This is a genomic window from Niastella sp. sgz303648 (genome assembly GCF_059587045.1).
This window is the reverse complement of sequence record NZ_JCAPSW010000009.1, coordinates 283,700-303,859: the sequence shown is the minus strand read 5'-3', so window position 1 is coordinate 303,859 and position 20,160 is coordinate 283,700. Positions and strand designations below refer to the sequence as shown.

The window sequence follows — 20,160 nt, the reverse complement described above, 5'->3', positions numbered from 1 at the left end:
CGTTAGATACTTATTGATTTGGCGTAAAATGAATGCATTAATAAATCTGGTTCAGACAAGGTCTTTCTGATGCATGAGGGGCAGAACAAGGTCTACTGTGGAGGGGAAGTAAGCAACTTACATGTGTGGGAATCTCATTTATATCGGACTGATTAGGAATTTTATAAAATATACGAATTGTTCCAGTGCAATATCTGTTTTGTTGAACATTTGTTGAACAATGGAAGATCAAAATATATTCAGATTTACAATAATTGATCTTAAACAAGTTTTTTTATGGTGCCGCCTTCGGCGTCACAATGATGGTTGCCACAGATTGCACAGATGAACATGGAACCTATTCACATCCTTCCCTTCTTACAATTTATTTCCCCGGAACCGGTACACAAACGACAGGTTAAAGATCCGGCTCACTACTTCATTTCTAGTGGTCTCGATATAATTATCTCCTATTGTTTGGTTGAACGTCTTTCTATTGTTGAGTATATCAAATATGGATATCTTTAGTTCTCCCTTGTTGTCTTTAAACATTCTTTGTAGTAGGGAGGCATTCCATACTGCTGTATTTTGTCGCTTCAGCTGATGTTGCGTATTGTTGAACGACATGTTGAAATCGGTATACACCATCATGTGCCAGGGAAACTCATAAGATATGTTCCCGCTGTACCGGTGAGTAATAAACGTATTCGTTCCCACTGTTTGTAAAGAATACTTTGCCCCGCTCATGTTGAAGTTGCCGGAGGCAGACGCAAACAATTTTTCACCCAGGTGACAATTAAAAGCGAGTCCGTGGCTCATAGATGCTGAATGTCGTATATTCAGTTCCCGGTTTACCAGGTTTGCATCCCGGGCAAAACTAATGGAAGTATTATACATTACACTGAGCGGCTTTTGAGGTTTAACCAGCGGCATAGAATACCCTATCGATCCGCCAAAACCATAGTCCCCATTCATATTCATGTATTGCTGTTCCTGTATGCCCTGCGCATTGGTGATAACAGAGTTAACGATCCTGTTCAATGCATTCCGGTAGTTTACATTCAGGGTGAAACTTCTCATCTTTTGTGCATTGAAATCACGGTACTCGAGGTTCAACTGGTTACTAAATTCCGGTTTGAGCGAAGGGTTACCCAGGCGAATGATAAGCGGGTTACTATAGTCAGGCAGGGGCTGTAATTCACTGATCAGCGGCTGCCGGCTGTTTCCGCTATAAGCCAACCTTATACTTTGGTGTTTGCTGATCGAATACATAAGCGAAGCACGGGGAAAGATATTGGTGGTGGTTTGCGCAAGATCGGCCAGGTTAGCCGTTTTATTAATGTTTTGTTGCCGGCCCTTCGACATGCCTATACCACCCTGATACCGGAACTTACTGCTCCTGAAATTATTATAGCCGATTCCAATACTTTGCAACAGGTTGCTGTTTTCAAAGCCATTGCTGGCCAGGGTGTCCCGCTGGTCGTATTTGCCGGTGATGGGGTTATAATTATAGGAGATTCTGTTACTGTTACTATTGGAACTGGTCAGGTTGTAATAGGCATCCAGCACCTGGTTCTTACTTACCGGCTCGGTATAGGAAATATTTAATCCGTATGTAAACCCATCGGCGTTTTGATAAGAGCGCTGGTTTCTTTCCAGGCTGTCAGTCAGGGTACCGAAAGGGTCATAAAAGGTTGTCAGGGATTCCAGCCCGCCATCGCCGTTTTGCTGGTTCCTGCTGCTGTTAAAAGTTAATCCAACGTACCTTCCCTGTTTTCTGAAGCGGTGGTTATAATTTACATTGATATTGCCATTCCAGCTGTTATCGTTTGTATTGTTATTGGTAGACGCATTGTTAACCGGTTGCACATTGCCGGCTTTTCCAACACTGGTGTTCGCCAAATCGTTGGTATTATTGGTTGCATGTTGCAATCCGGCAGCAGCCGTTACACCCACATTACTGAAAGAATCTATTTTATAATTTAGATTAATGTTAACACTATGGCCGTTGCCATCGGCAGCAGATGCACCTTCCCGTTCCTGCAATAGTGAAGAATCTGCTATGAAAGTCTGCCGCTGGCTAAATGACCAGTTACGGCTTTTATTGGTATTACCTCCATACGACATACTGTACCGCAAGTTCTGATTGAGCGTATTGCTGTAATTCAGAGAAATATTTTTTGCCTGGCTGCTGATCCTTCCCGAGCCGGTATTGCTACTGCCAGCGCCTATCATAGCCATGGCCTCGTCTTTAAGGTAATTGGCCGAAGCATTTATATTGTACTTGTTCTGACTGGCATAACCGGCCTCCACATTGCCAAAATAGCCTTTCTTTTTATCGGGTTTCAGTCGCAGGTTGAGCGCTTTGGCAGGTTTATCGTCAGGTATACCGGTTAGCTTCGCCCGTTCGCTTTTGTCGTCAAATGCTTCCACCTTTTGCACCATATCTGCCAGCAGATTTTGTGAAGCCAGTTTGGGATCGTTAAAGAAAAACTCTTTCCCGTCTATATAAATTTTCTGGATCTTTTCGCCCTGGAAGGTGATGTTTCCATCTTTATCTACTTCTATACCCGGCAGCTTTTTTAATAATTCCTCCACAGTAGAATTGGGTCTTGTTTTGAAGGCACTGGTATTGTAAACGATCGTATCACTTTTTGTGATCACGGGGGGTATGGTAGATTTAATGATCACTTCCATCAGGTTGGTGGCGGATTTCGTCATTATCAATGCGCCCACATTATAAATGCTGTCTTTTGCATCAATCGTGATCATGTAAGTGGAATCTCTGTACCCGATATAGGAAACCTTTAAATGATACCTGCCTGCCGGCACGCGGTTAATGATAAAGCCGTTTTTGTTACTGATGGTTTGCCGTATCGTTACCGAATCCTTCGCTCGCACCAATTTCACGGTAGCGTTGACCAGGTTTTCTCCCGAAACAGAATCTTTCAATTGCCCTTGTATAACGGTAGTAACGACCTGCCCCTGCAGCATGCTAACGCACAAGACCGATAATAATATGGCAATTACTTTTTTCATATCAACTTTCACATAACGCGTGTCTCACATACATATTTTAGCTGCCGGCCAATTGTGCCTGTTGCCTTATTCTTACATTGTTTCCGGTATAGAAAACAAATTTCTTTTCTCATTAATAATCTACATTTTACAACAATAAAAAGAAACGGATATACAGCCGTTTAGTATATTCTAAAAAAACTAACTTATTTTATAAACGCCTGCTACGAACTGTAAACAAGCCTTAATTTATATTTTCTTTGGGAAGTTCGGTTTTTGTGTTGTTCATACAGGTTACACCGTTACACTTTTGGCGAATTACACATTAAAAATAAATAGCAAGACAAGGTCAGCTGAGGTGCAGTAATTCAGCTATTCAATCGGCGGGAATCTCAATACATAGAGTCAGGTTGGAATTTTATAAAATGTACTAATTGTTCTACTGCAATATCTGTTTTGTTGAACAATGGTACATCAAAATATACGCAGCGATTTTAAAAATCTTGATTGAAATTAATTCTTTCCAATTTTGGGACCATTAAACCTTAAAACTTGATTGATGAAAGTCAAGAGACCTCCCCCGGCCTCCCGAAGCGTCGGGAGGTGTTTGGCAACACCCTAATTCTATTTTATTATTCCTCCTTGTTACCTGCAGATATTACAATTTGTAAACTCCCATTACTAACAATAATACAAGCGACCAATGCAAGCGATCATTATACATAATTGACAAAAGTCAAGAGTTCTAAAAACCCCAAGACCTCTTTTTTCTCTTTAGTCGAAGGACTCTTATAGCTCTTAGCCCAAAAATAATTACATTTACACCCACTGATCCCTGTTATACTCCTGCGCTCTCACTCGTTACCGGAAACATGGTCCCCCTAAAGGGGAAACCGGCACTCTGATTAGTTAGCCAAACGCCACTATTGGCTTAACTAAAAATGTTTGTTATTATGACCATGACATTGAAAAAGGAGCATATTGCTCCCAACAACTACGGTGAGCCTCAAAAAATCGATGAAGAAGTGTATGACATTGTTAAATTTTTCTACCCCGAAAAATTGCCACAGGTAGCATTGAATTTTAAGCACATTCAGGATATTATGGACTGTAGTTTTGAAAAGGCCAGTAAGCTGAGTGATGAGATAATGAATTACTATGGCAGACAAATAGGTTTCTTCGGCATTTATATGGCTGATTTTTGTGAGTATATGCAGGTAGATGAAACGTTGATCCAGCTCTTTCTGGCATCGCTAAGAATTCCCAACGAATATAATCACCTGGGAATACGGTTATTTCCGGAAAATTATTATACAGGCCCCGACCAACCAATGAAACTGGCCGAATTTATTGACTATTTGAAGCATAATGATCCATACAGCCTTGCAATTGTAAAAAGCCGAAAAAAGAAATGGAAAGAATTTTTCTGGAAAGGTGAACTTTGTTTCAAACCGGTTGATACCAGACTCAGGTTGATCATTCACACCAACGAGGCGGCACAAATACTCGGCATTCATTTGCGTACAGCTCAAACAATGTTTCAGACTATCCGTGATACTTATGGATTGGAAAAACGCAACCATATTCCAATTACAAAGTTTTGTATTTCGAACGATTTACAGGAACAGGATGTACGTAAGGCCCTGGCTGCCATGTACGGGGAAGATGATGATCAATAGTATACATGTCTTCGGGCAAATCATTTTAAAGTTGTTTTTACTTTTTTAGTCCCGCTTTGCGGGACTTTTTCTTTATGGGGAGACATTCTGTTAACTAATCCTGCACGCTCCATTAACAGGGTTGGTTTACCTTTCTTTACCACCTTCTTTAGTTTTCCTAAGTATTTGGTAAATACCATGCTTACCTTTTTATTACCCCTTAGGTAAAGAAGGGGTAAAGAAAATATATGCGAGGTATAAAGAAAATACCTCTTCAGGGTATCGAAAAGGGTAAACAACGGGTAACCGCGGGGTAAACAAAAGGTAAGCAACAGGTAAGCAAAAGGTAAACAACAGGTATACTTTAGGTATACATTGGGTAAACTTTGGGTAAACATCTTTCACTGAAAATGGCTTTGTCTTGTACTGAAAAAACTTTACAGGTGGGAGTGATTAATACTGATATAGCTTTACAGTGTTCACAATAATACGGATATAACTTTACAGTTTGTGGTTTTGCCCTAAATAGCTTTACAGCTCCAGTTCGGTTTTAAGTATACCATTTACTCTTTCTGCAATAGCGTTGTCATAAGGGCTGCCGGGTTGTGTCAAAACATCTTTCACTGAAAATGGCTTGTCCATCTAAATTTAAAATAGTCTCTCCTCTTTCATAGCAGTTACTCACTGGTAAGCCAATCCGGAATTCACACGCAGATACAAATAACAACAACATGTTTAAAAAAATGGCGACAAAAGCGCCAAAAGCGGACAAATGTGAGTCAAAGTGAGTAAGAATGAGTAAAAGTGAGCGAATGTGAGTAAACGCGAATGGCTCCTTTTTTTGCCGCTTTATGTTTGTGATGTCAATCGGGCCAATGGAATATACCGGTTACAGCCGGCGGTTCGGTTGTTAGTAAACCCAATTTGTTCACTTAAAAACAGCTTTTATGGCTAGAATCGAAGAAGGCATACTTGGCGGCGTTCGCGGCAAAGTAGGCACCGTGGTAGGCGGCAAATGGAAGAACACAAATTATGTTCGCAGCCGTGGATCACGTAGTAACAAACCAGCAACTCCCGGTCAACAGGAACACCGTGAGAAAATGGCTGCAGTAGTAAAGTTTCTTAGGTCTATTAAAAAGGTCGTACGGATTGGCTTCCGCGATGTATCATCCAGCATTTCGGGATTTAACGCAGCCGTAAGAGACCTTATGAAAAATGCCATCATCGGTCAGTCGCCCGATTTTGGTATTGATTACACCCAGGTAATGGTAAGCCGTGGTGAAGTAAGAGGGGCAATAGCCGCCACTGCATCATCAACGGTAAAGGAAACCATTACGTTTACCTGGAGTAACAGAAGTAAAAGTGGCGTAAAGCCCGATGACAAGGCTATTCTGGTAGCGTATTGTGAAGCGCTTAACGTAAGCGAATATACGCTGGAAGGCCCTGCACGCAGCACAGGTACTGCAAGCCTTGAAATGCCCGAATTCAGCGGGCAGCAGGTACATACCTGGCTGGCTTTTATTTCGGCCGATGGTAAAACCGTTTTCGACAGTTCCTACACGGGTGTGGTAACCGTTACCTAATGGTTAATTAAGACCTTATCCTTTTATGTTGCAAGTTTCAGGTTACAGGTTTCATGAGCACAAAAATAAATGGGCAAAAAACTTTTAGTTAAGCTCACTGCAACCGGACAATTCCGGGAAACTGTTCTGAAATCTGTAGCCTGCGAACTGCAACAACTAACTATTTGTTCATCTATAAAATAGTAACGTATGCAAACTACTTTGCTTTTAATAGCTATCATATTATGCCTGATATATCGCATATGGGATTTTATCAGAGAATACAGGGAAAGGATTGAATTTGAGAATTCCCTGTTTGCGAAAGGTCCAGTGAATATTCATCATTTTCCAAAGATCCCCTCCCTTCCGGCAGGCTGGTCTTATCATTCACCTAAACTTAAAACTATGGCAAAATATAAATCAATCCTTGATGGCCGGCTTTCCGGCAAATTAGGCGACAAGGTTTATTATGTACGTAATGGTAAACAATGTGTACGTAGCCGGCCTTCACGCAAAGTAAAGTCCGTCAGTGAAGCGCAATCGGCACAGCAATTAAAAATGGCAACAGCAATAAAATTTTTAAGCAGCATAAAAGAGTTGATAAAAATCAGCTTTCGGGACTGGAATAAACAGGCAACACCATACAATCTTGCTATTAAAAACGTACTTACCAATGCCATTACAGGCAACGCTCCTGACTTTACCATTGACTATTCTAAAGTATTGGTAAGCATGGGCAGGTTGCTCAAAGCATTCCAGGGCAAGGTAACATCTTTAAACGGGGAAATCAGGTTTACCTGGGTAGACAATAGTAAGATAAGGGGCGCTAAGGAAAATGATAAGGCAATTCTGGTAGCTTATTGTGAAGCCTTAGATCAGTGCGTGTTTACCGCCACAGGGCCGAACCGCAGTACTGGTGCAGGCACGCTGGCAGTCCGTGAATTTCGCGGACACCTGGTTCATACCTGGCTGGCATTTATTTCGGAAGATGGGAAAGAAGTGACGAATAGCGAGTATATGGGGAAGATAATGATCACATAGCAAATTCGTACAATGAACTGTCCGCTTTCGTACAGTTATAAAGGACCGGCATTTCTAAAACCCTTATCCGTAATGCCTTTCACCGATTGGCACAACCATTGAGCTTACCCGTACCTGGGTTTACATAGCCCCGCCTGCTGCGGGTGTAAAATCATAAACTTTTATATTTTTAAACTTGTTTGAAAGGAATCAATTACCAACGATTAACTATTAATAAAAATGAGCACATTAGCAGCAGCTATAAAAAATAAGACTAACATGAAACCGGATCTAAAAACTGCAGGCAAAAAGTTTACTAAAAAGGATTTATGTCGATTTTTTTTAATACTGTTAATAACAACGGGGACCTTCATCAATATAGCAACGGCGCAGGACACCGTACTCACGGTTCCCTATAATGGCAGGCTTGATTCAATCAATTCAACCATATTGCAGCAAAAGCGGTTTATACAGGTATTTACCCCAACCGGCTATACACCCGGAAGTACCGATAAATATGATGTATTGTATGTGCTGGATGGAGGTAACTGGAATACAGGATTGGTAAACCAGATACAGCATTTTGTAGAAGGTCAGGGCAATATGCCGCCAACAATAATTGTGAGTGTGATGGGAATCGATCGAAACGTAGAACTTACACCAACGCATCTGGAAAGTTGGAAAGGCTCCGGCGGAGCGGATCAATTTCTTGCGTTCATAAAAAATGAGTTGATCCCATACATTAATAAAACCTACCCATCCGATGGCGATAATACCTTATGGGGGCACTCGCTGAGTGGTATGTTTGCAGTGTATGCGCTGTTAAATGAACCAACCCTCTTTAAATCGATTATCGCAGTTGATCCCAGCCTTTGGTGGGATGACTGCCTGATTCCCAAAATGGCGGCCGGTAAATTAGCCGGTTTTGCCGGTTTGAATACCACGCTTTTTATAACCGGACGCGAAGGCTCCGCCTTTCACGGAATGAGAATTGACACCATGGAAGCTGTTCTGAAATCAACGGCTCCTTCGACTTTAAACTGGAAAGTGGTTTCCTATGCTGATGAATCCCATAGTTCAATAAGGTTAAAAAGCATATACGATGGATTAAAGTTTACCTATGCCGGGCTTGTCAGCGATATACAGTTCGTTCCGATGAATGGAATTGTTTTGAAAGATAAGCCCATTAAAATATGGTACTTTGACGATACCACAAGAATGCATTATACCCTTGATGGAACAGAACCCGTTAAATCATCACCGGAAGTGGAAACGGAGATCACTTTAAACGGTGCTGCCAGGGTTACTTATAAACGCTTCACTAACAGAAGCAGGTACGATAAAACGGTAACCGGCAATTTTACAACCGGAGAAGCATGGCGGCCTGCTTCAAAACCGAAGAATTCAAAACCGGGTGGGTTCAATTACAGTTATTATGAAGGCAATTGGAACAAATGGCCGGATCTTAAAAACATGCAGCCTGTGAAAACCGGAATAACCGACAAGGATTTTGATGTTAATAATCTTCCGAAAAAAAACAATTTTGCCCTGGTTATCGACGGATTTCTTGAGATAAAGGAAGAAGGCTATTATATGTTTATTTTCGATGCCGATAAAAATTCAAACTTATATCTTGATAATAAGTTACTCATGCAATGGGACGGCAATTACAGTCGCCCCACCTACACATACATACTGCCGTTATCAAAAGGATTTTATCCTTTTCGAATAGAATACCTTCATAACAAGGAAGACTTTAAACTGGCATTAAGCTACCTTACTCCTGGTAACATGAATACCCAAAAACCGATTCCAATTCCTTTGGAAGCGCAATACAGCATGCCTGTAAAAACGAAACATTTATAAACGGGAAATTTGACTTGAGGTTTGTGTCCACCGAATTAGGGTGTGTCCCCTGGAATCGTGGGAACAAGGCAGGCTCTTTGCAAAGTTCGCTTCTGTGCATCGGCGTTGTATGCTTTGCAAATAGCCTGACTTGCGTGCGACGGGTCATTTCTTAACTTCTACTTTATTTTTCTTTACGACAAGTTCTAAAAATTTATTCAGTTGGGGATTGGTCTTTATACTATATTCTGCAACAAAGAAATTGCCGTTCATGTTTTTTGTATGTTGCTTAAAATACTCTAACATTTTCGGGTCGCTATCAACAAGAATTGAGTTTCTATTTTCTTCAATGCAAACTCGTCCTGTTGTTCCTGAACCAGCAAAAAAGTCAAGAACTAATGAACCTGGATATGAAAGTCCTTTTACAAATCGCCTAATGAGTTCAAGCGGCTTTTGTGTCGGGTGTCCGACCCTTTCAACTGAATTTCCGTTTAGCCGTCCAATTTCCCAAACATTAGTTGGGTTTTTCCCCTTGTCAATATTTTCTGCAATCAACCTCTTGTCTCGCTTATACATCTCTTTTGTTTTTTCGTCAAAGGGAACTCTTACAGAATCCAGGTCAAAGAAATATTTGTTCGTCTTTGAAAGCCAAATGGCTTCTTCATGTCTGTTGGCAAAAAAACGATGAGCACTCATTCCATTTTTGTAATACCAAATCACAAGGTTTGTAAAACGCAAGTCAGTGTGATGCCTTGTATAGTGCATTATTTCTAATAAGTCGCCTTTCTTCAGGTCCTGATATTGAAAACCGCCAAAAATTACACAGTTGCCTGTGTCGGAAAGCACACGATAGATTTCATCTAACCATTGTTTTGCCCAGTCAAGATAATTGCAAAATGTGTCCCAGGTCGCTAAGTCAAGATTGTATGGCGGATCAATCAAAATCAATTGAACAGAATTGTCTGGCAGTTTCTTTAGAAACTGAACAGCATCTTCCGTAAAAAGTCCATGAAAGGTTTTTGTCGGCAAGGCTGTTTCTATATGGCTACTATGAGCAACTCCATTTTTTTTGAGTTTGTTCATTGCAATGTGTCCTGAATTGAAATGAGATTTGTTTGCCACTTTATTTTATGATTTTGAAATTATTTATGAAATAATTTTTCGTCAAAAAGTCTTTTCCGAAAGATTCTTTGAGTAATGAAACTTCTTCTGCTGAAAGTTGCGCAGGAGCATTGAGTATTTTTTCAATTCTGAGATAAACTTCCTGCTCTGATTCTTTTGGTTTAAGCTGAATAGTTTGTTTACATAAAACAAACTGCAATAATCCAATGTCCCCTTTGCCTTGCCTGATAATTCCCATTGCTTCAAGAATATTCAAAAGAAACGGGCAACGATGTTCTGCTCCTGTTTCGGTAGCTGCCTCAATTCCATTTTGGTCACAATAGCTTGCGATAAAAGGGGCATTGAAAAATCCCTGATAGATACTGCTCTTTGAAATTATTAATTTACGTTCAACACGATACAGATAATTGAGCATTAAGCCAACGGCATGCATTTCAAGAAATGTTTTTGTAATGAATGCTCCTTCTTTGTTATTTTTCTGAATGAAATTGCTTATCGCTTCGTTGAACGCTGAAGGGTGTGCATTCATTTCCCACGACGGGATTCTGCTGTCCTTGTTTTTAAAACTCAGGTCAACGCTTTTGAAAATTGGCGTTAAAGTTTCTGCAAACTGTTTGCCCTTCGGCGTTAATTGAAGTTGATATTCTGTGTCTGCACCAATTTTTCTATCATCTACTAACAAGCCAAGTTCCATAAGCCCTTGCAGCTTGTATTTTGTTTGCCTTTGAAACGCTCCTAATCTGTCTTCACCAAGATTACCCCTTAACCGTATGTATTGATTGTCAAGGTGAGTATTCGTTAAGCGATTACCGGGTAAAGTTTTTAAGATGTAAAGAATATGTCCAAGATGCAGCCCTTGTGGAAAATGATAACTGGCTTCTGTAAACTCTCCTATTTCTCTCAGGAATTTAATCCACGAGCCAAAAGCTGTTTGATACTTACCAACTTTAAATTCTCCCTGCTCATTTATTTCCTGCTGTGTTGGTTTGTGTCCAAGATTTTCAGCTAAAACATAGTAGGCATCAGTCAAATCTTCTTTCGTAGTTTCTCTTGCTGCTTTGTCTTGCGAATCAAGTATCTGTTCTACTTCGGCATCAAAATGAACTTCGCAATTTGGAGAATATTCGTAAACAATTTTTTCAACTCTTCCGGTTTTTTCGTTCTTCTGCTCGCTTTTTCCTTTTGCCAAATATTCTCTGACTTTATTTGCCTTCTGATAATTGCTAATGAAGTCAAGTATTACAACATTTTCTTTACCACTGCAAAGGCGAAGTCCTCTGCCTAACTGTTGAACGAATACTGTTTTTGATTCCGTTGGTCGTAAAAAAAGTAAAACCCGCAGATCAGGAAAGTCAACTCCTTCGTTAAACAAGTCGACTGTAAAGGCTACGGTGAATTTATTTTCTCTGAACTGCTTTACAAGTTCATCCCGGTTTGGCGTTTGTGATGTGATTGCATAAGATGGTATTCCATTGGCTGTAAAATATGCTGCCATTGCTTCAGCATGTTTTACAGAGCAACAAAAGCCAACGGCTTTGTTACTATTTCCTTTTGCCAAATACTCGTTGAGTATTTGTTCGTTTCTTTTTTCAATTATCAAATACTTGTCAAGGTCAGCAACATTATACTTATTTCCCTTGTACCGGATTATTGTGTAGTCGATATTGTCTTTAAGTCCGTAATAATTGTAAGGCACAAGAAAGCCATTTTCAATGGCTTCATTCAATGTGTATTCAAAAACTTTTTGATAGTCAAATAATTCAAAGATGTCTTTCCTGTCCATACGGTCAGGTGTGGCTGTTAAGCCCAACATGAAAAAGTTAGGTTGAAAATATTCCAATACGATTTGATAGGAAGGTGATTGCCCATGATGCACCTCGTCAACAATTATGTAATCAAACTCGTCAGGTGAAAACTCATAGAGAACATCCGGGTTTCTTAAAGTGTCCTTAGAAGCAAATAAAATTCTTGCGTTAGTACATTCTCTTACATCGCCTGTAAGCAAGCCCAACGTTTCTTTGGGATATGCTTTCTCAAAAGCTTCTCTTGACTGGCTTAAAATATCTAAACGATGAACGATAAACAAAATTCTACCCTTGACTTTCCTGGTGTCAAATGCTGACAAAAAAGTTTTACCTGTTCCTGTCGGCAAAACGATTATTCCTTTCTTCCAACCAGTATTTCGATAAAAGTCAAGTGCATGAAGCGCTTCTTTTTGTAAAAAGTTTGGTTCAATCAAACTTTCTGAAAGTAGTTCGGGGAGTGTTTTGTAAACTTTCCTTCTTAAACTTTCACTTACTCTTGTTCTCCATTCAGGGTGTTGCAATTGGCTGAATGAGTAGCGCAATAAATGCCAGCCTGCATTTAAAATTTCGTTTTGACGATACAGGTTATCGTCAAACATTTCATTCGGAATGATTCCTTCTGCATGATAAGTTTCTCCATCTACCTCAAGTGCAAGTTTCTTTCCGTCTTTAACAAGAGCAAAGTCAATCCTCCGTGTTCTTCCTTCTGAATCAATGAAAGGGTATTGAGGAATAACATGCTTAATGTTCTCTTTACCCAAAAGCGGAAATAAAAAATCCTGAACAAAAAGTTTTTCGCTGTCTTGAAGTATTCTGTTTTTATAAACTTCAAAATACTCTGCAAGTTGCACCGATGCTTTATCCTCTAATAGATTCTTCCAATTCGTAATCGCTGGGGTTACGCTGTCTTGGTTCATTTATGATTCTTTAAATACTCAACTTTTTTTTCGGCAACTTTCAAAGTGTCAAGGTCTGCTTCTTCTTCAAGGATTTTAGAAGCGAAAAGGTCGCTGAGAAATTCCTTTATAAGTTCATTTCTGTCTATTTTAAAAAAAGTCGCAAGTTGTTTTATTTGCACTTTTGTGGGTGGTCGTTCATTTCTTTCAATTTTGCCAAGTAATGATGTGTCAATGCCAATGTTGTTTGCTACTTCTCGTAGAGAAAGATTTGCATTCTCCCTTATTGTCCGCAGTTGCTCCCCAAACGTGGTTATGCTTTTTTTAGTTGATGCCATTGGGACACATTTTGTCCAAATGTAGCAAGCCAAAAATTAATGGACAAATTATGTCCTCAGAAAGTTATTAACAAACTGTTGATTGTAGTTACTATACCTGGCCCCTACCCCATTATCATCTTCAAAAACTCATCCTTCTTTCTTCTCGACACATCTATTACATCGCCGTTTTGCAATATTACCTGGCCGCCGTCGCCACGGATATACTTTTTTACATATTTCAGGTTGATCAGGTGTGAATGATGAACACGATAAAAATGATACGGCTGTAGTATGCTTTCGAAATCTTTTAATAACCGGGTAACAACAATCGCATTTCCTTCGGTTAACACAATCCTTGAATAATTTGAACTTGACTCAATTCGCAAAATATGACTGATGGTTAAAAACTCCAATCCATCGCCGGTGGGAATGGCCATTTTATCATCCTGACTTTTTGGTCCGCCAAACGATTGCTTCAGCAATTCAAATTTTTGCCGGGTTTGCAACTGGTGCGTTTCTACCAGTCGCTCTACAGCGCTTTGCAGGTCTTTGATCGCAATGGGTTTGGTAAGGTAGTCGAAGGCGCTGATGCGTATGGCATCTATGGCATAATGATTATAAGCAGTGGTAAAAATGATATCAAAATCGTAGTCATCCAGCTCATCCAGCATGCGAAAGCCGTTCATACGCGGCATTTCAATATCGAGGAATATTACATCGGGATTGTGTTGCCTGATCGATACCAACCCTTCTTCGGCCGACTGACAAGTGGCCAGTACCTGTATGTCGGGACAAAACTCTGCCAGCTTTTGTTGCAGGTTTTGTAAACTGTTGAAATTATCGTCGATAATAATCGTTTTCAGCGGCTCCATGTCAAATGGCTTTAATGGTGATTTCAACTCTTGTTCCTTTCGCATTTTGCTGTTCATCAAATAAGTCGGTAATGATCACCGACCCGTTGCCCCTGAGGGCTCCATTAAATAAATTAATTCTTTCTTCGGTTATTTGTAATCCTACACTCTTATGAAAAGGTTTGTTTTTGATGCGGTATTGCGCCGCTTTACTGCGACCAATACCATTATCTTCTATTACATATTTTATATGGTCCTGTTCTACAACAGCCTTTACCGTTAAAGTTAAATCAGTTTCTTTGCTATGCGTAAGTCCGTGTACAATGGCATTCTCAACATACGGCTGAATGAGCAACGAAGGCACCCGGTAATCTTCATTTAATAAAATAGGATCGATCATTGTTTTATAGGTAAACTTGTTGTTGCAGCTTATCTGCTCCAGGTCGATATACAACTGCAGGGCTTCCATGTCTTTTGAAAAAAGCACCAGTTCATTGCGGCTGCTGTCGAGTATCATGCGTATCAGCCGGGCAAATTTATTCAGGTAATCACTGGCCATCCGCTTTTCGTTTTGCATAATAAAATTCTCGATGCTGCTGAGACTGTTGAATATAAAATGGGGATCCATTTGCGCGCGTAACGCCTGCATTTGCGTTTCTACGATCTTTTGCTTTAACAGTGATTCTTTTTGAATGGCAGCAATGCGGCGGCGTACCAGCATCAACAGTATCCCTGCTACTGCAGCGATCAGCAATACTTTAAACCAAAGGGTCTGGTACCATTCGGGCTGAATGTGTATTTGCAAAATAGCCGACTGTGCATATATGTTACCGGCTTTATCGGCCCCTCTTACATGCAAGGTATAATGCCCCGGCATCAGTCCGTTAAAATTGATATGGCCATTGCTGTTCGTGCGAAAATCGGTCATCAATGGTTCTAACTGGTATAGGTATTGGATCGAAGATGCGTTGTAATAATTCAGTACGGCAAAGTCGACCGAAAAGGAATTTTGTCCCGGTGGCAGCACCAGTTGTTTATTATCAACAAACGGCCATATTGAATCGTTTACCGATGCCTCGGTAATGATAACGGGAATTTCGTTGCTGATGGCGCTTAACTTATCGGGGTGAAATATAGCAACAGCACCCTGCAACCCGGCCAGTATGTCGCCATTATTTTTGCGGGCAATAATGCCTTCATAATCGTTGCCGGGCAAACCATCCTGTTCGTTGAAATTAATCCATTTGTTTTTTGAAACCACAAAGCACCAGATGCCCGAATTGCCACTGGTCCAAACGTTTTGGTAGCGATCAAAACACAACCTGAATGTAGTGCCCATTTTTCCGTTGGCGGTATAATGCGCTTCAATGGCATTTGTTTGGGGGTTGTATATAAAAATGCCATTGCCGCTGGTGATCCACAACCTGCCCAAGCTGTCTTCATCCATACCATAGAACCTGTTGGCCTGTATGTTATATTGTTGTTCGTTCAATGGCAGCACAGGAACAAACGTTCTGTTACCGGGTATATATTTCAACAGGCTTCTGCCCTCATCGGCTGCCAGAAAGATCTGTTGCCTGGATGTTTTAAAAAGATAATTCAGGTGTTCAGGCAAACCGGTCGCAGCAGGGTCGTTATTGAAGAAATGTGCTGTAAATTTTTTCAAGCTGGTATTGAATATATATACGCCGTTACTGAACGCCCTGATCATTATTTCGTTTTCGTTCAACGGAACAATGGTTCGAAGATCGGCATCCACGCCGTTTCCAACTTCAGGTATATACAATTGTGTGGTGGCATTTGCCTCGTTGTATACCACCAGCCCGCTGTCGGTGCTAATGAATAGCTCCTGCTGCCGTTTAAAAAAATAATAGGCCTGCATGCGCCACCGGTTTACCGTAGAAGAAAGGGGATACAAACTGCTGTAAAACTTTTTTATGTGCATATCCTGATCATACACAAAGGTTGATTTGTATCTTTTAGTGAGCCAGGTTTCATTACTGTCTTCAAAAAAACTATACGGTATTTCTGATCTTTCCCGGTCATAATTACCGGTGCCGGGGTCGGTAACAGGGTATACATCAAAAATTGTCTTGCTCGTTTCTATATAATTAACGCCTGCATCGGTACCGATCCATAAATTATTTTGCGCATCGGTGAATACGTAATTAAACGACTTGCCTTTAATGGAAAAGGGGTCGCCTGAATTTTCATCGATTTTTTTTACAGCACCGGTGCGGGCATTTACCAGTTGCAGCCCCGCATACAATCCTATTGCTACCACCCAATCATTGTTATTATAATGCCATATAGCTACATCAGTGGTTGGTATAGCGCTTGCCTGCACCAGGGTGCGGTTGCACGGATTGAAGCGCCACAACCCGCTGGCCCAGGTACTCAGCCAGTAGTTGCCGGCTCCATCGTCGGCCATGCCTCCCAATATAGCATTGCCCAGCTCTTTATCGAACGTAAATGTTTGCTGCGGTTGTTTGGTTTGATGATTTAATAAATAAATGCTGTGAACAGTCATGGCCCACTCATTGCCTTTACTGTCTTTCTTCATGCCATCATATCCTTCTTTGATTATGTTGGCAAATGCAATCGGAGGCACGGCTATTTTTATGGGTTCCAGGCTCATATCATCCCGCACCCTGAATATCACATTCTTCTGGCGGCACAGGAAAATGCGGCCATCTCCATCTTCCATTACAAATGAACCATCATTGGTTTTTAATTGCCTGCCCGTTGTTGCTTTTACCGAATAATTGATAAAGCGGTTTGCAGCCCCATAAAAGCAGCTTACGCCTCCTCCTGTGGTGATCCATAGGCGTCCCCGGCTATCGAAAAATAACCGCTGCACGGCATTATCGCCTAACGAATTACTGTCGGCATCGCTGTGAAAATAGGGTTTCATCCGGTAGCCGTCGTACCGGTTCAATCCGTTTGCGGTGCCTATCCAAATAAAACCCTGTTTGTCTTTGGCAATGCAGGTTACGATGTTATTGCTTAACCCGTTTTGAACAGTAATGTGGCGAAAAGGCAATTCGGGAAAGGGCTGTGCTATTACAATCTTGCCCAAAAGGCAAAACAACAGGTTACAAAGCAGGTATGTACAAAATTTTCTCAGTGTGAATGATTCAGTTTCGGAACTGGCAAAATACTAAAATAACAGGGAAAACAGGCTGCAACCATGCACCGGAACGGTGTGCATTGCATAATTCACCGGTGTTATTGCGTAATTGGCGACTTATTGCTGATAAATGGTGAAAACAACACTTTTTTGGGGTAATAGTAGCTGCATAACCGGCTGCACCACCAGATACATAATAACAACCACCCCTTGCGAAAGGCGCCTTGACAGACATGCGGTGGACGAGTAGTTTAGCGGTACAAAATGGCTGAACCGGTGTTTTGAACGATTAACGGATGTGCACGATCTAATTACAAGAGTTATCAATATCCTGGCGGGACGAAAAATCCGGTACATCGATTACAAACCTGGTTCAGACATCACCAAATCAACAACCTTCAAAATGTAGCGCCCCATGACCTTTTTTGTTTACAAGCCGGCAATTGCTTTTTATACACTATTTTTTCTGTTCATCATAACACACGCGCATGCACAGCAGGGCGTAAGCATCAATACAACAGGCGCTACACCGCATGCATCGGCCATGCTCGATGTAAGCTCTACCAGCAAAGGGTTGCTGGCGCCGCGCTTAACCACGCTTCAGCGCACCGCCATTGCGTCTCCGGCAGATGGTTTATGGGTGTATGATACCGACACCAAAAGTTTCTGGTATTACAAAACCGGCACCGGGTGGATGCAGATGCTGGATACCACCGGCGCATTTACGCTGCCTTATGCCAATACGGTGAACGCTGCTGCTACCTTGTTTGCCCTGCAAAATAGTGGAACCGGTGTGGCTTTATCGGGCTATGGAGCCGGTAATACAGGCGTTTATGGATCAACCGGTGCAACAAGTGGCGCGGGATTATTGGCTGATAATGTTAATGGCGGAGAAGCCGTAACGGGAAGAACCATCAGTGATATTGCCGGCGCTGTTGTAGGCCGAAACGATGGCGGGGGATATGGTGTGAGAGGATTTATTTCGACCAATACAGCCGGTAGTGCTATTGGGGTTTACGGGCAGGTAGGATTCACCAGCAGCACCGGAAGAGCCGGCCGCTTCGAAAATCTGAATACAAACAACACGTCAGCAAATGCGTTTGAAGTAGAAAGCAACGGCAATGGCAACCCTGCTGATAATACAAAAGGTAATGCCGCCAGTTTTTTGGTAAACAGCACCAATAGTGTGGCCGCCGCAGTACGGGGTGAAGTAAAAACGATATTTGGCAACTTTGGAGCAGCAGGTGTTTTTGGTGTATCATCAGGCACCGGTGGATTTGCAGGTTTGTTCCATGCATCCAATACATCAGGCAACGGCACTGCCCTGGTAGCCCTTACCGATGGCAATGGCAATGCCATTACCGCTAATGCGGGCAAGAACGGAAATGCAGTAGAGGCCAATATAGATGGTTCGGGAAACGCCCTGTATGCATGGGTCCCAGGCTTTGGCACAGGCCGCGCTGCACGATTAAACAATTTTAATACCGCCAATACCACCGATGTATTGACCGCTACAACAATAGGCAATGGTATTGCCGGTAATTTTTATGTAAACAATACAAATGGTACATCGCCTGCTGTAAAAGGAGAAGTAAACTCACAGTTTGCCAACTTTGGTACGGCAGCTGTGTATGGACTATCATCGGGAACCGGTGGTTATGGCGGTTTGTTTTATGCATCCAACGCTTCGGGTAATGGTTCGGCGCTTGTTGCCATTGCTAACGGAAATGGAAATGGCATTACCGCTAATGCATCCAATACAGGTAATGGGGTTGAATCTTCGATAGATGGCTCGGGCTATGCATTGTATGGATGGGTACCCTCTTTTGGTACCGGGCGGGCTGCCAGGCTGGTAAATTACAATAATAGCAATACCAATACGGTTTTTGTGGTTGAAACACACAGCACGGGTAACCTCGCCGTTTTCAAGCAAGGCGATCCCGCCACGGCTAATAAAGCCCGTATTGATGCTACCGGTAAAGTATTTGCCGACGGCGGCTTTCAGTCAAGCGGCGCCGACATGGCCGAAGCATTTGAAGTAACCGGTATAATAAAAAATTACGAACCTGGTGATGTACTCATCATTGCTACCTCGCAAGACAGAACCGTTGAAAAATCAAATCAACCTTACTCTTCCCTGGTGGCCGGCGTGTATGCTACAAAGCCGGGCCTGTTACTAACAGAAGAGCATATTGATGCAAATATCAATAACAAATTACCGATGGGGGTTGTTGGTGTAATTCCCACCAAAGTGTGCCTCGAAGGAGGATGTATAAAAAGAGGCGATATGCTGGTTACGTCTTCCCTTGCCGGTGTGGCCATGAAGGCCGATATAAACAAAGCAAAAACAGGCCAAGTACTTGGCAAAGCCCTGCAGGATTTTAATGAACCCAATATTGGAAAAATAAATGTGCTGGTGAGCATTAAATAAATTTTAAAGCAACTTGTATGATCCCTGTTAAAATGATGGTAAGTTTTTCTGTTTGCCTTTCAGCCTGGTTACCGGTAAAGGCGCAGCATTTCAAAACGAGCGAAAGCATCGCCGCCCAGTTAACAAATAACCGGCAACCCGGCGTATTGTATGCACCGGTAACGAAGCCATTGGTAGCTGTCAATAACAACAATGCAGGCGCTGCAAAAAAATTCATGGCAGTTATAGCACAAGGTATGCCGCTTGCGCAAACAACAAATGCTGCCGCCCCGGCAAATCAAATGAATACGAAAACAGCCACCTCAATAAAAAAAGCAACCCTGGCCAGTGATCAGGGTGTGCAACAGCAACCAATACCTGCACTGCAGGAAAATATAAAAAAACAATAGTAACAAATTAACTCAGTTTGTTGCGAATGGTGTGTATCACCTCGTAGCAGAATGGAACGGTAGCAATAAAAAAGTGATTACCATTATAAAACAGGAATAACAGGTACATACATATAGGTCGGATGCTAAACAGC

Annotated in this window: 14 protein-coding genes; 6 read left to right on the top strand and 8 right to left on the bottom strand. The window is 41.6% G+C overall.

The window, feature by feature from the left end; translation table 11 throughout:
* Window positions 1-357: 357 nt before the first annotated feature.
* Window positions 358-3,018 carry a TonB-dependent receptor domain-containing protein gene (locus tag AC59IL_RS25600; protein ID WP_496555061.1) on the bottom strand — a complete coding sequence of 887 codons (2,661 nt, stop codon included), beginning with the start codon at window positions 3,016-3,018 and terminating at the stop codon, window positions 358-360.
* 932 nt (window positions 3,019-3,950) lie between these two features.
* On the opposite strand from AC59IL_RS25600, the gene AC59IL_RS25595 reads away from it, so the two are divergent.
* Window positions 3,951-4,676 (top strand): hypothetical protein, encoded by a 726-nt coding sequence (locus AC59IL_RS25595; RefSeq protein ID WP_496555060.1) that lies wholly within the window; start codon window positions 3,951-3,953, stop codon window positions 4,674-4,676.
* Between the two features lie 20 nt (window positions 4,677-4,696).
* Here AC59IL_RS25595 and AC59IL_RS25590 read toward each other — a convergent pair whose 3' ends face one another.
* Complete coding sequence (locus AC59IL_RS25590) at window positions 4,697-4,855, bottom strand: hypothetical protein (protein WP_496555059.1); 159 nt, start codon at window positions 4,853-4,855, stop codon at window positions 4,697-4,699.
* A gap of 331 nt (window positions 4,856-5,186) precedes the next feature.
* On the bottom strand, window positions 5,187-5,297 hold the full coding sequence (locus AC59IL_RS25585; RefSeq protein ID WP_496550247.1) for an integrase core domain-containing protein: 111 nt from the start codon (window positions 5,295-5,297) through the stop codon (window positions 5,187-5,189).
* 305 nt (window positions 5,298-5,602) lie between these two features.
* Here AC59IL_RS25585 and AC59IL_RS25580 point away from each other — a divergent pair, with 305 nt between their 5' ends.
* The 3 genes from AC59IL_RS25580 to AC59IL_RS25570 all read left to right on the top strand — a co-directional run bounded on the left by AC59IL_RS25580 (window position 5,603) and on the right by AC59IL_RS25570 (window position 9,103).
* Window positions 5,603-6,238 (top strand): DUF6266 family protein, encoded by a 636-nt coding sequence (locus AC59IL_RS25580; RefSeq protein WP_496555058.1) that lies wholly within the window; start codon window positions 5,603-5,605, stop codon window positions 6,236-6,238.
* Window positions 6,239-6,622: 384 nt separating this feature from the next.
* Window positions 6,623-7,258 carry a DUF6266 family protein gene (locus tag AC59IL_RS25575; protein ID WP_496555057.1) on the top strand — a complete coding sequence of 212 codons (636 nt, stop codon included), beginning with the start codon at window positions 6,623-6,625 and terminating at the stop codon, window positions 7,256-7,258.
* 258 nt (window positions 7,259-7,516) lie between these two features.
* The gene (locus tag AC59IL_RS25570; RefSeq protein ID WP_496555056.1) at window positions 7,517-9,103 is read left to right on the top strand and encodes an alpha/beta hydrolase-fold protein; all 1,587 of its coding nucleotides are present in this window, start codon (window positions 7,517-7,519) and stop codon (window positions 9,101-9,103) included.
* Between the two features lie 144 nt (window positions 9,104-9,247).
* On the opposite strand, the gene AC59IL_RS25565 is transcribed toward AC59IL_RS25570, so the two are convergent.
* The 5 genes from AC59IL_RS25565 to AC59IL_RS25545 all read right to left on the bottom strand — a co-directional run bounded on the left by AC59IL_RS25565 (window position 9,248) and on the right by AC59IL_RS25545 (window position 17,155).
* Window positions 9,248-10,204: a DNA-methyltransferase gene (locus AC59IL_RS25565; RefSeq protein ID WP_496555055.1), complete on the bottom strand. Its 957-nt coding sequence runs from the start codon at window positions 10,202-10,204 to the stop codon at window positions 9,248-9,250.
* A gap of 1 nt (window position 10,205) precedes the next feature.
* Complete coding sequence (locus tag AC59IL_RS25560) at window positions 10,206-12,926, bottom strand: DEAD/DEAH box helicase family protein (RefSeq protein WP_496555054.1); 2,721 nt, start codon at window positions 12,924-12,926, stop codon at window positions 10,206-10,208.
* On the bottom strand, window positions 12,923-13,243 hold the full coding sequence (locus AC59IL_RS25555) for a helix-turn-helix domain-containing protein (RefSeq protein ID WP_496555053.1): 321 nt from the start codon (window positions 13,241-13,243) through the stop codon (window positions 12,923-12,925). The genes AC59IL_RS25560 and AC59IL_RS25555 overlap by 4 nt, the downstream gene beginning before the upstream one ends.
* A 104-nt stretch (window positions 13,244-13,347) precedes the next feature.
* Complete coding sequence (locus AC59IL_RS25550) at window positions 13,348-14,097, bottom strand: LytR/AlgR family response regulator transcription factor (protein ID WP_496555052.1); 750 nt, start codon at window positions 14,095-14,097, stop codon at window positions 13,348-13,350.
* Between the two features lies 1 nt (window position 14,098).
* Entirely contained in the window at window positions 14,099-17,155 is a 3,057-nt protein-coding gene (locus AC59IL_RS25545; protein WP_496555051.1) for a ligand-binding sensor domain-containing protein, read from the bottom strand.
* Between the two features lie 466 nt (window positions 17,156-17,621).
* On the opposite strand from AC59IL_RS25545, the gene AC59IL_RS25540 reads away from it, so the two are divergent.
* A complete protein-coding gene (locus AC59IL_RS25540) occupies window positions 17,622-19,637 on the top strand; it encodes a beta strand repeat-containing protein (RefSeq protein WP_496555050.1) in 2,016 nt (671 codons plus the stop codon).
* A 17-nt stretch (window positions 19,638-19,654) separates the two neighbouring features.
* Complete coding sequence (locus AC59IL_RS25535) at window positions 19,655-20,026, top strand: hypothetical protein (RefSeq protein WP_496555049.1); 372 nt, start codon at window positions 19,655-19,657, stop codon at window positions 20,024-20,026.
* Window positions 20,027-20,160: the final 134 nt, after the last annotated feature.

Bases quoted from the DNA above. Each gene is read 5' to 3' on its own strand.
- AC59IL_RS25600 (WP_496555061.1), bottom strand. From the start codon at position 3,018: ATGAAAAAAGTAATTGCCATATTATTATCGGTCTTGTGCGTTAGCATG.
- AC59IL_RS25595 (WP_496555060.1), top strand. From the start codon at position 3,951: ATGACCATGACATTGAAAAAGGAGCATATTGCTCCCAACAACTACGGT.
- AC59IL_RS25590 (WP_496555059.1), bottom strand. From the start codon at position 4,855: ATGGTATTTACCAAATACTTAGGAAAACTAAAGAAGGTGGTAAAGAAA.
- AC59IL_RS25585 (WP_496550247.1), bottom strand. From the start codon at position 5,297: ATGGACAAGCCATTTTCAGTGAAAGATGTTTTGACACAACCCGGCAGC.
- AC59IL_RS25580 (WP_496555058.1), top strand. From the start codon at position 5,603: ATGGCTAGAATCGAAGAAGGCATACTTGGCGGCGTTCGCGGCAAAGTA.
- AC59IL_RS25575 (WP_496555057.1), top strand. From the start codon at position 6,623: ATGGCAAAATATAAATCAATCCTTGATGGCCGGCTTTCCGGCAAATTA.
- AC59IL_RS25570 (WP_496555056.1), top strand. From the start codon at position 7,517: ATGAAACCGGATCTAAAAACTGCAGGCAAAAAGTTTACTAAAAAGGAT.
- AC59IL_RS25560 (WP_496555054.1), bottom strand. From the start codon at position 12,926: ATGAACCAAGACAGCGTAACCCCAGCGATTACGAATTGGAAGAATCTA.
- AC59IL_RS25555 (WP_496555053.1), bottom strand. From the start codon at position 13,243: ATGGCATCAACTAAAAAAAGCATAACCACGTTTGGGGAGCAACTGCGG.
- AC59IL_RS25550 (WP_496555052.1), bottom strand. From the start codon at position 14,097: ATGGAGCCGCTGAAAACGATTATTATCGACGATAATTTCAACAGTTTA.
- AC59IL_RS25540 (WP_496555050.1), top strand. From the start codon at position 17,622: ATGACCTTTTTTGTTTACAAGCCGGCAATTGCTTTTTATACACTATTT.
- AC59IL_RS25535 (WP_496555049.1), top strand. From the start codon at position 19,655: ATGATCCCTGTTAAAATGATGGTAAGTTTTTCTGTTTGCCTTTCAGCC.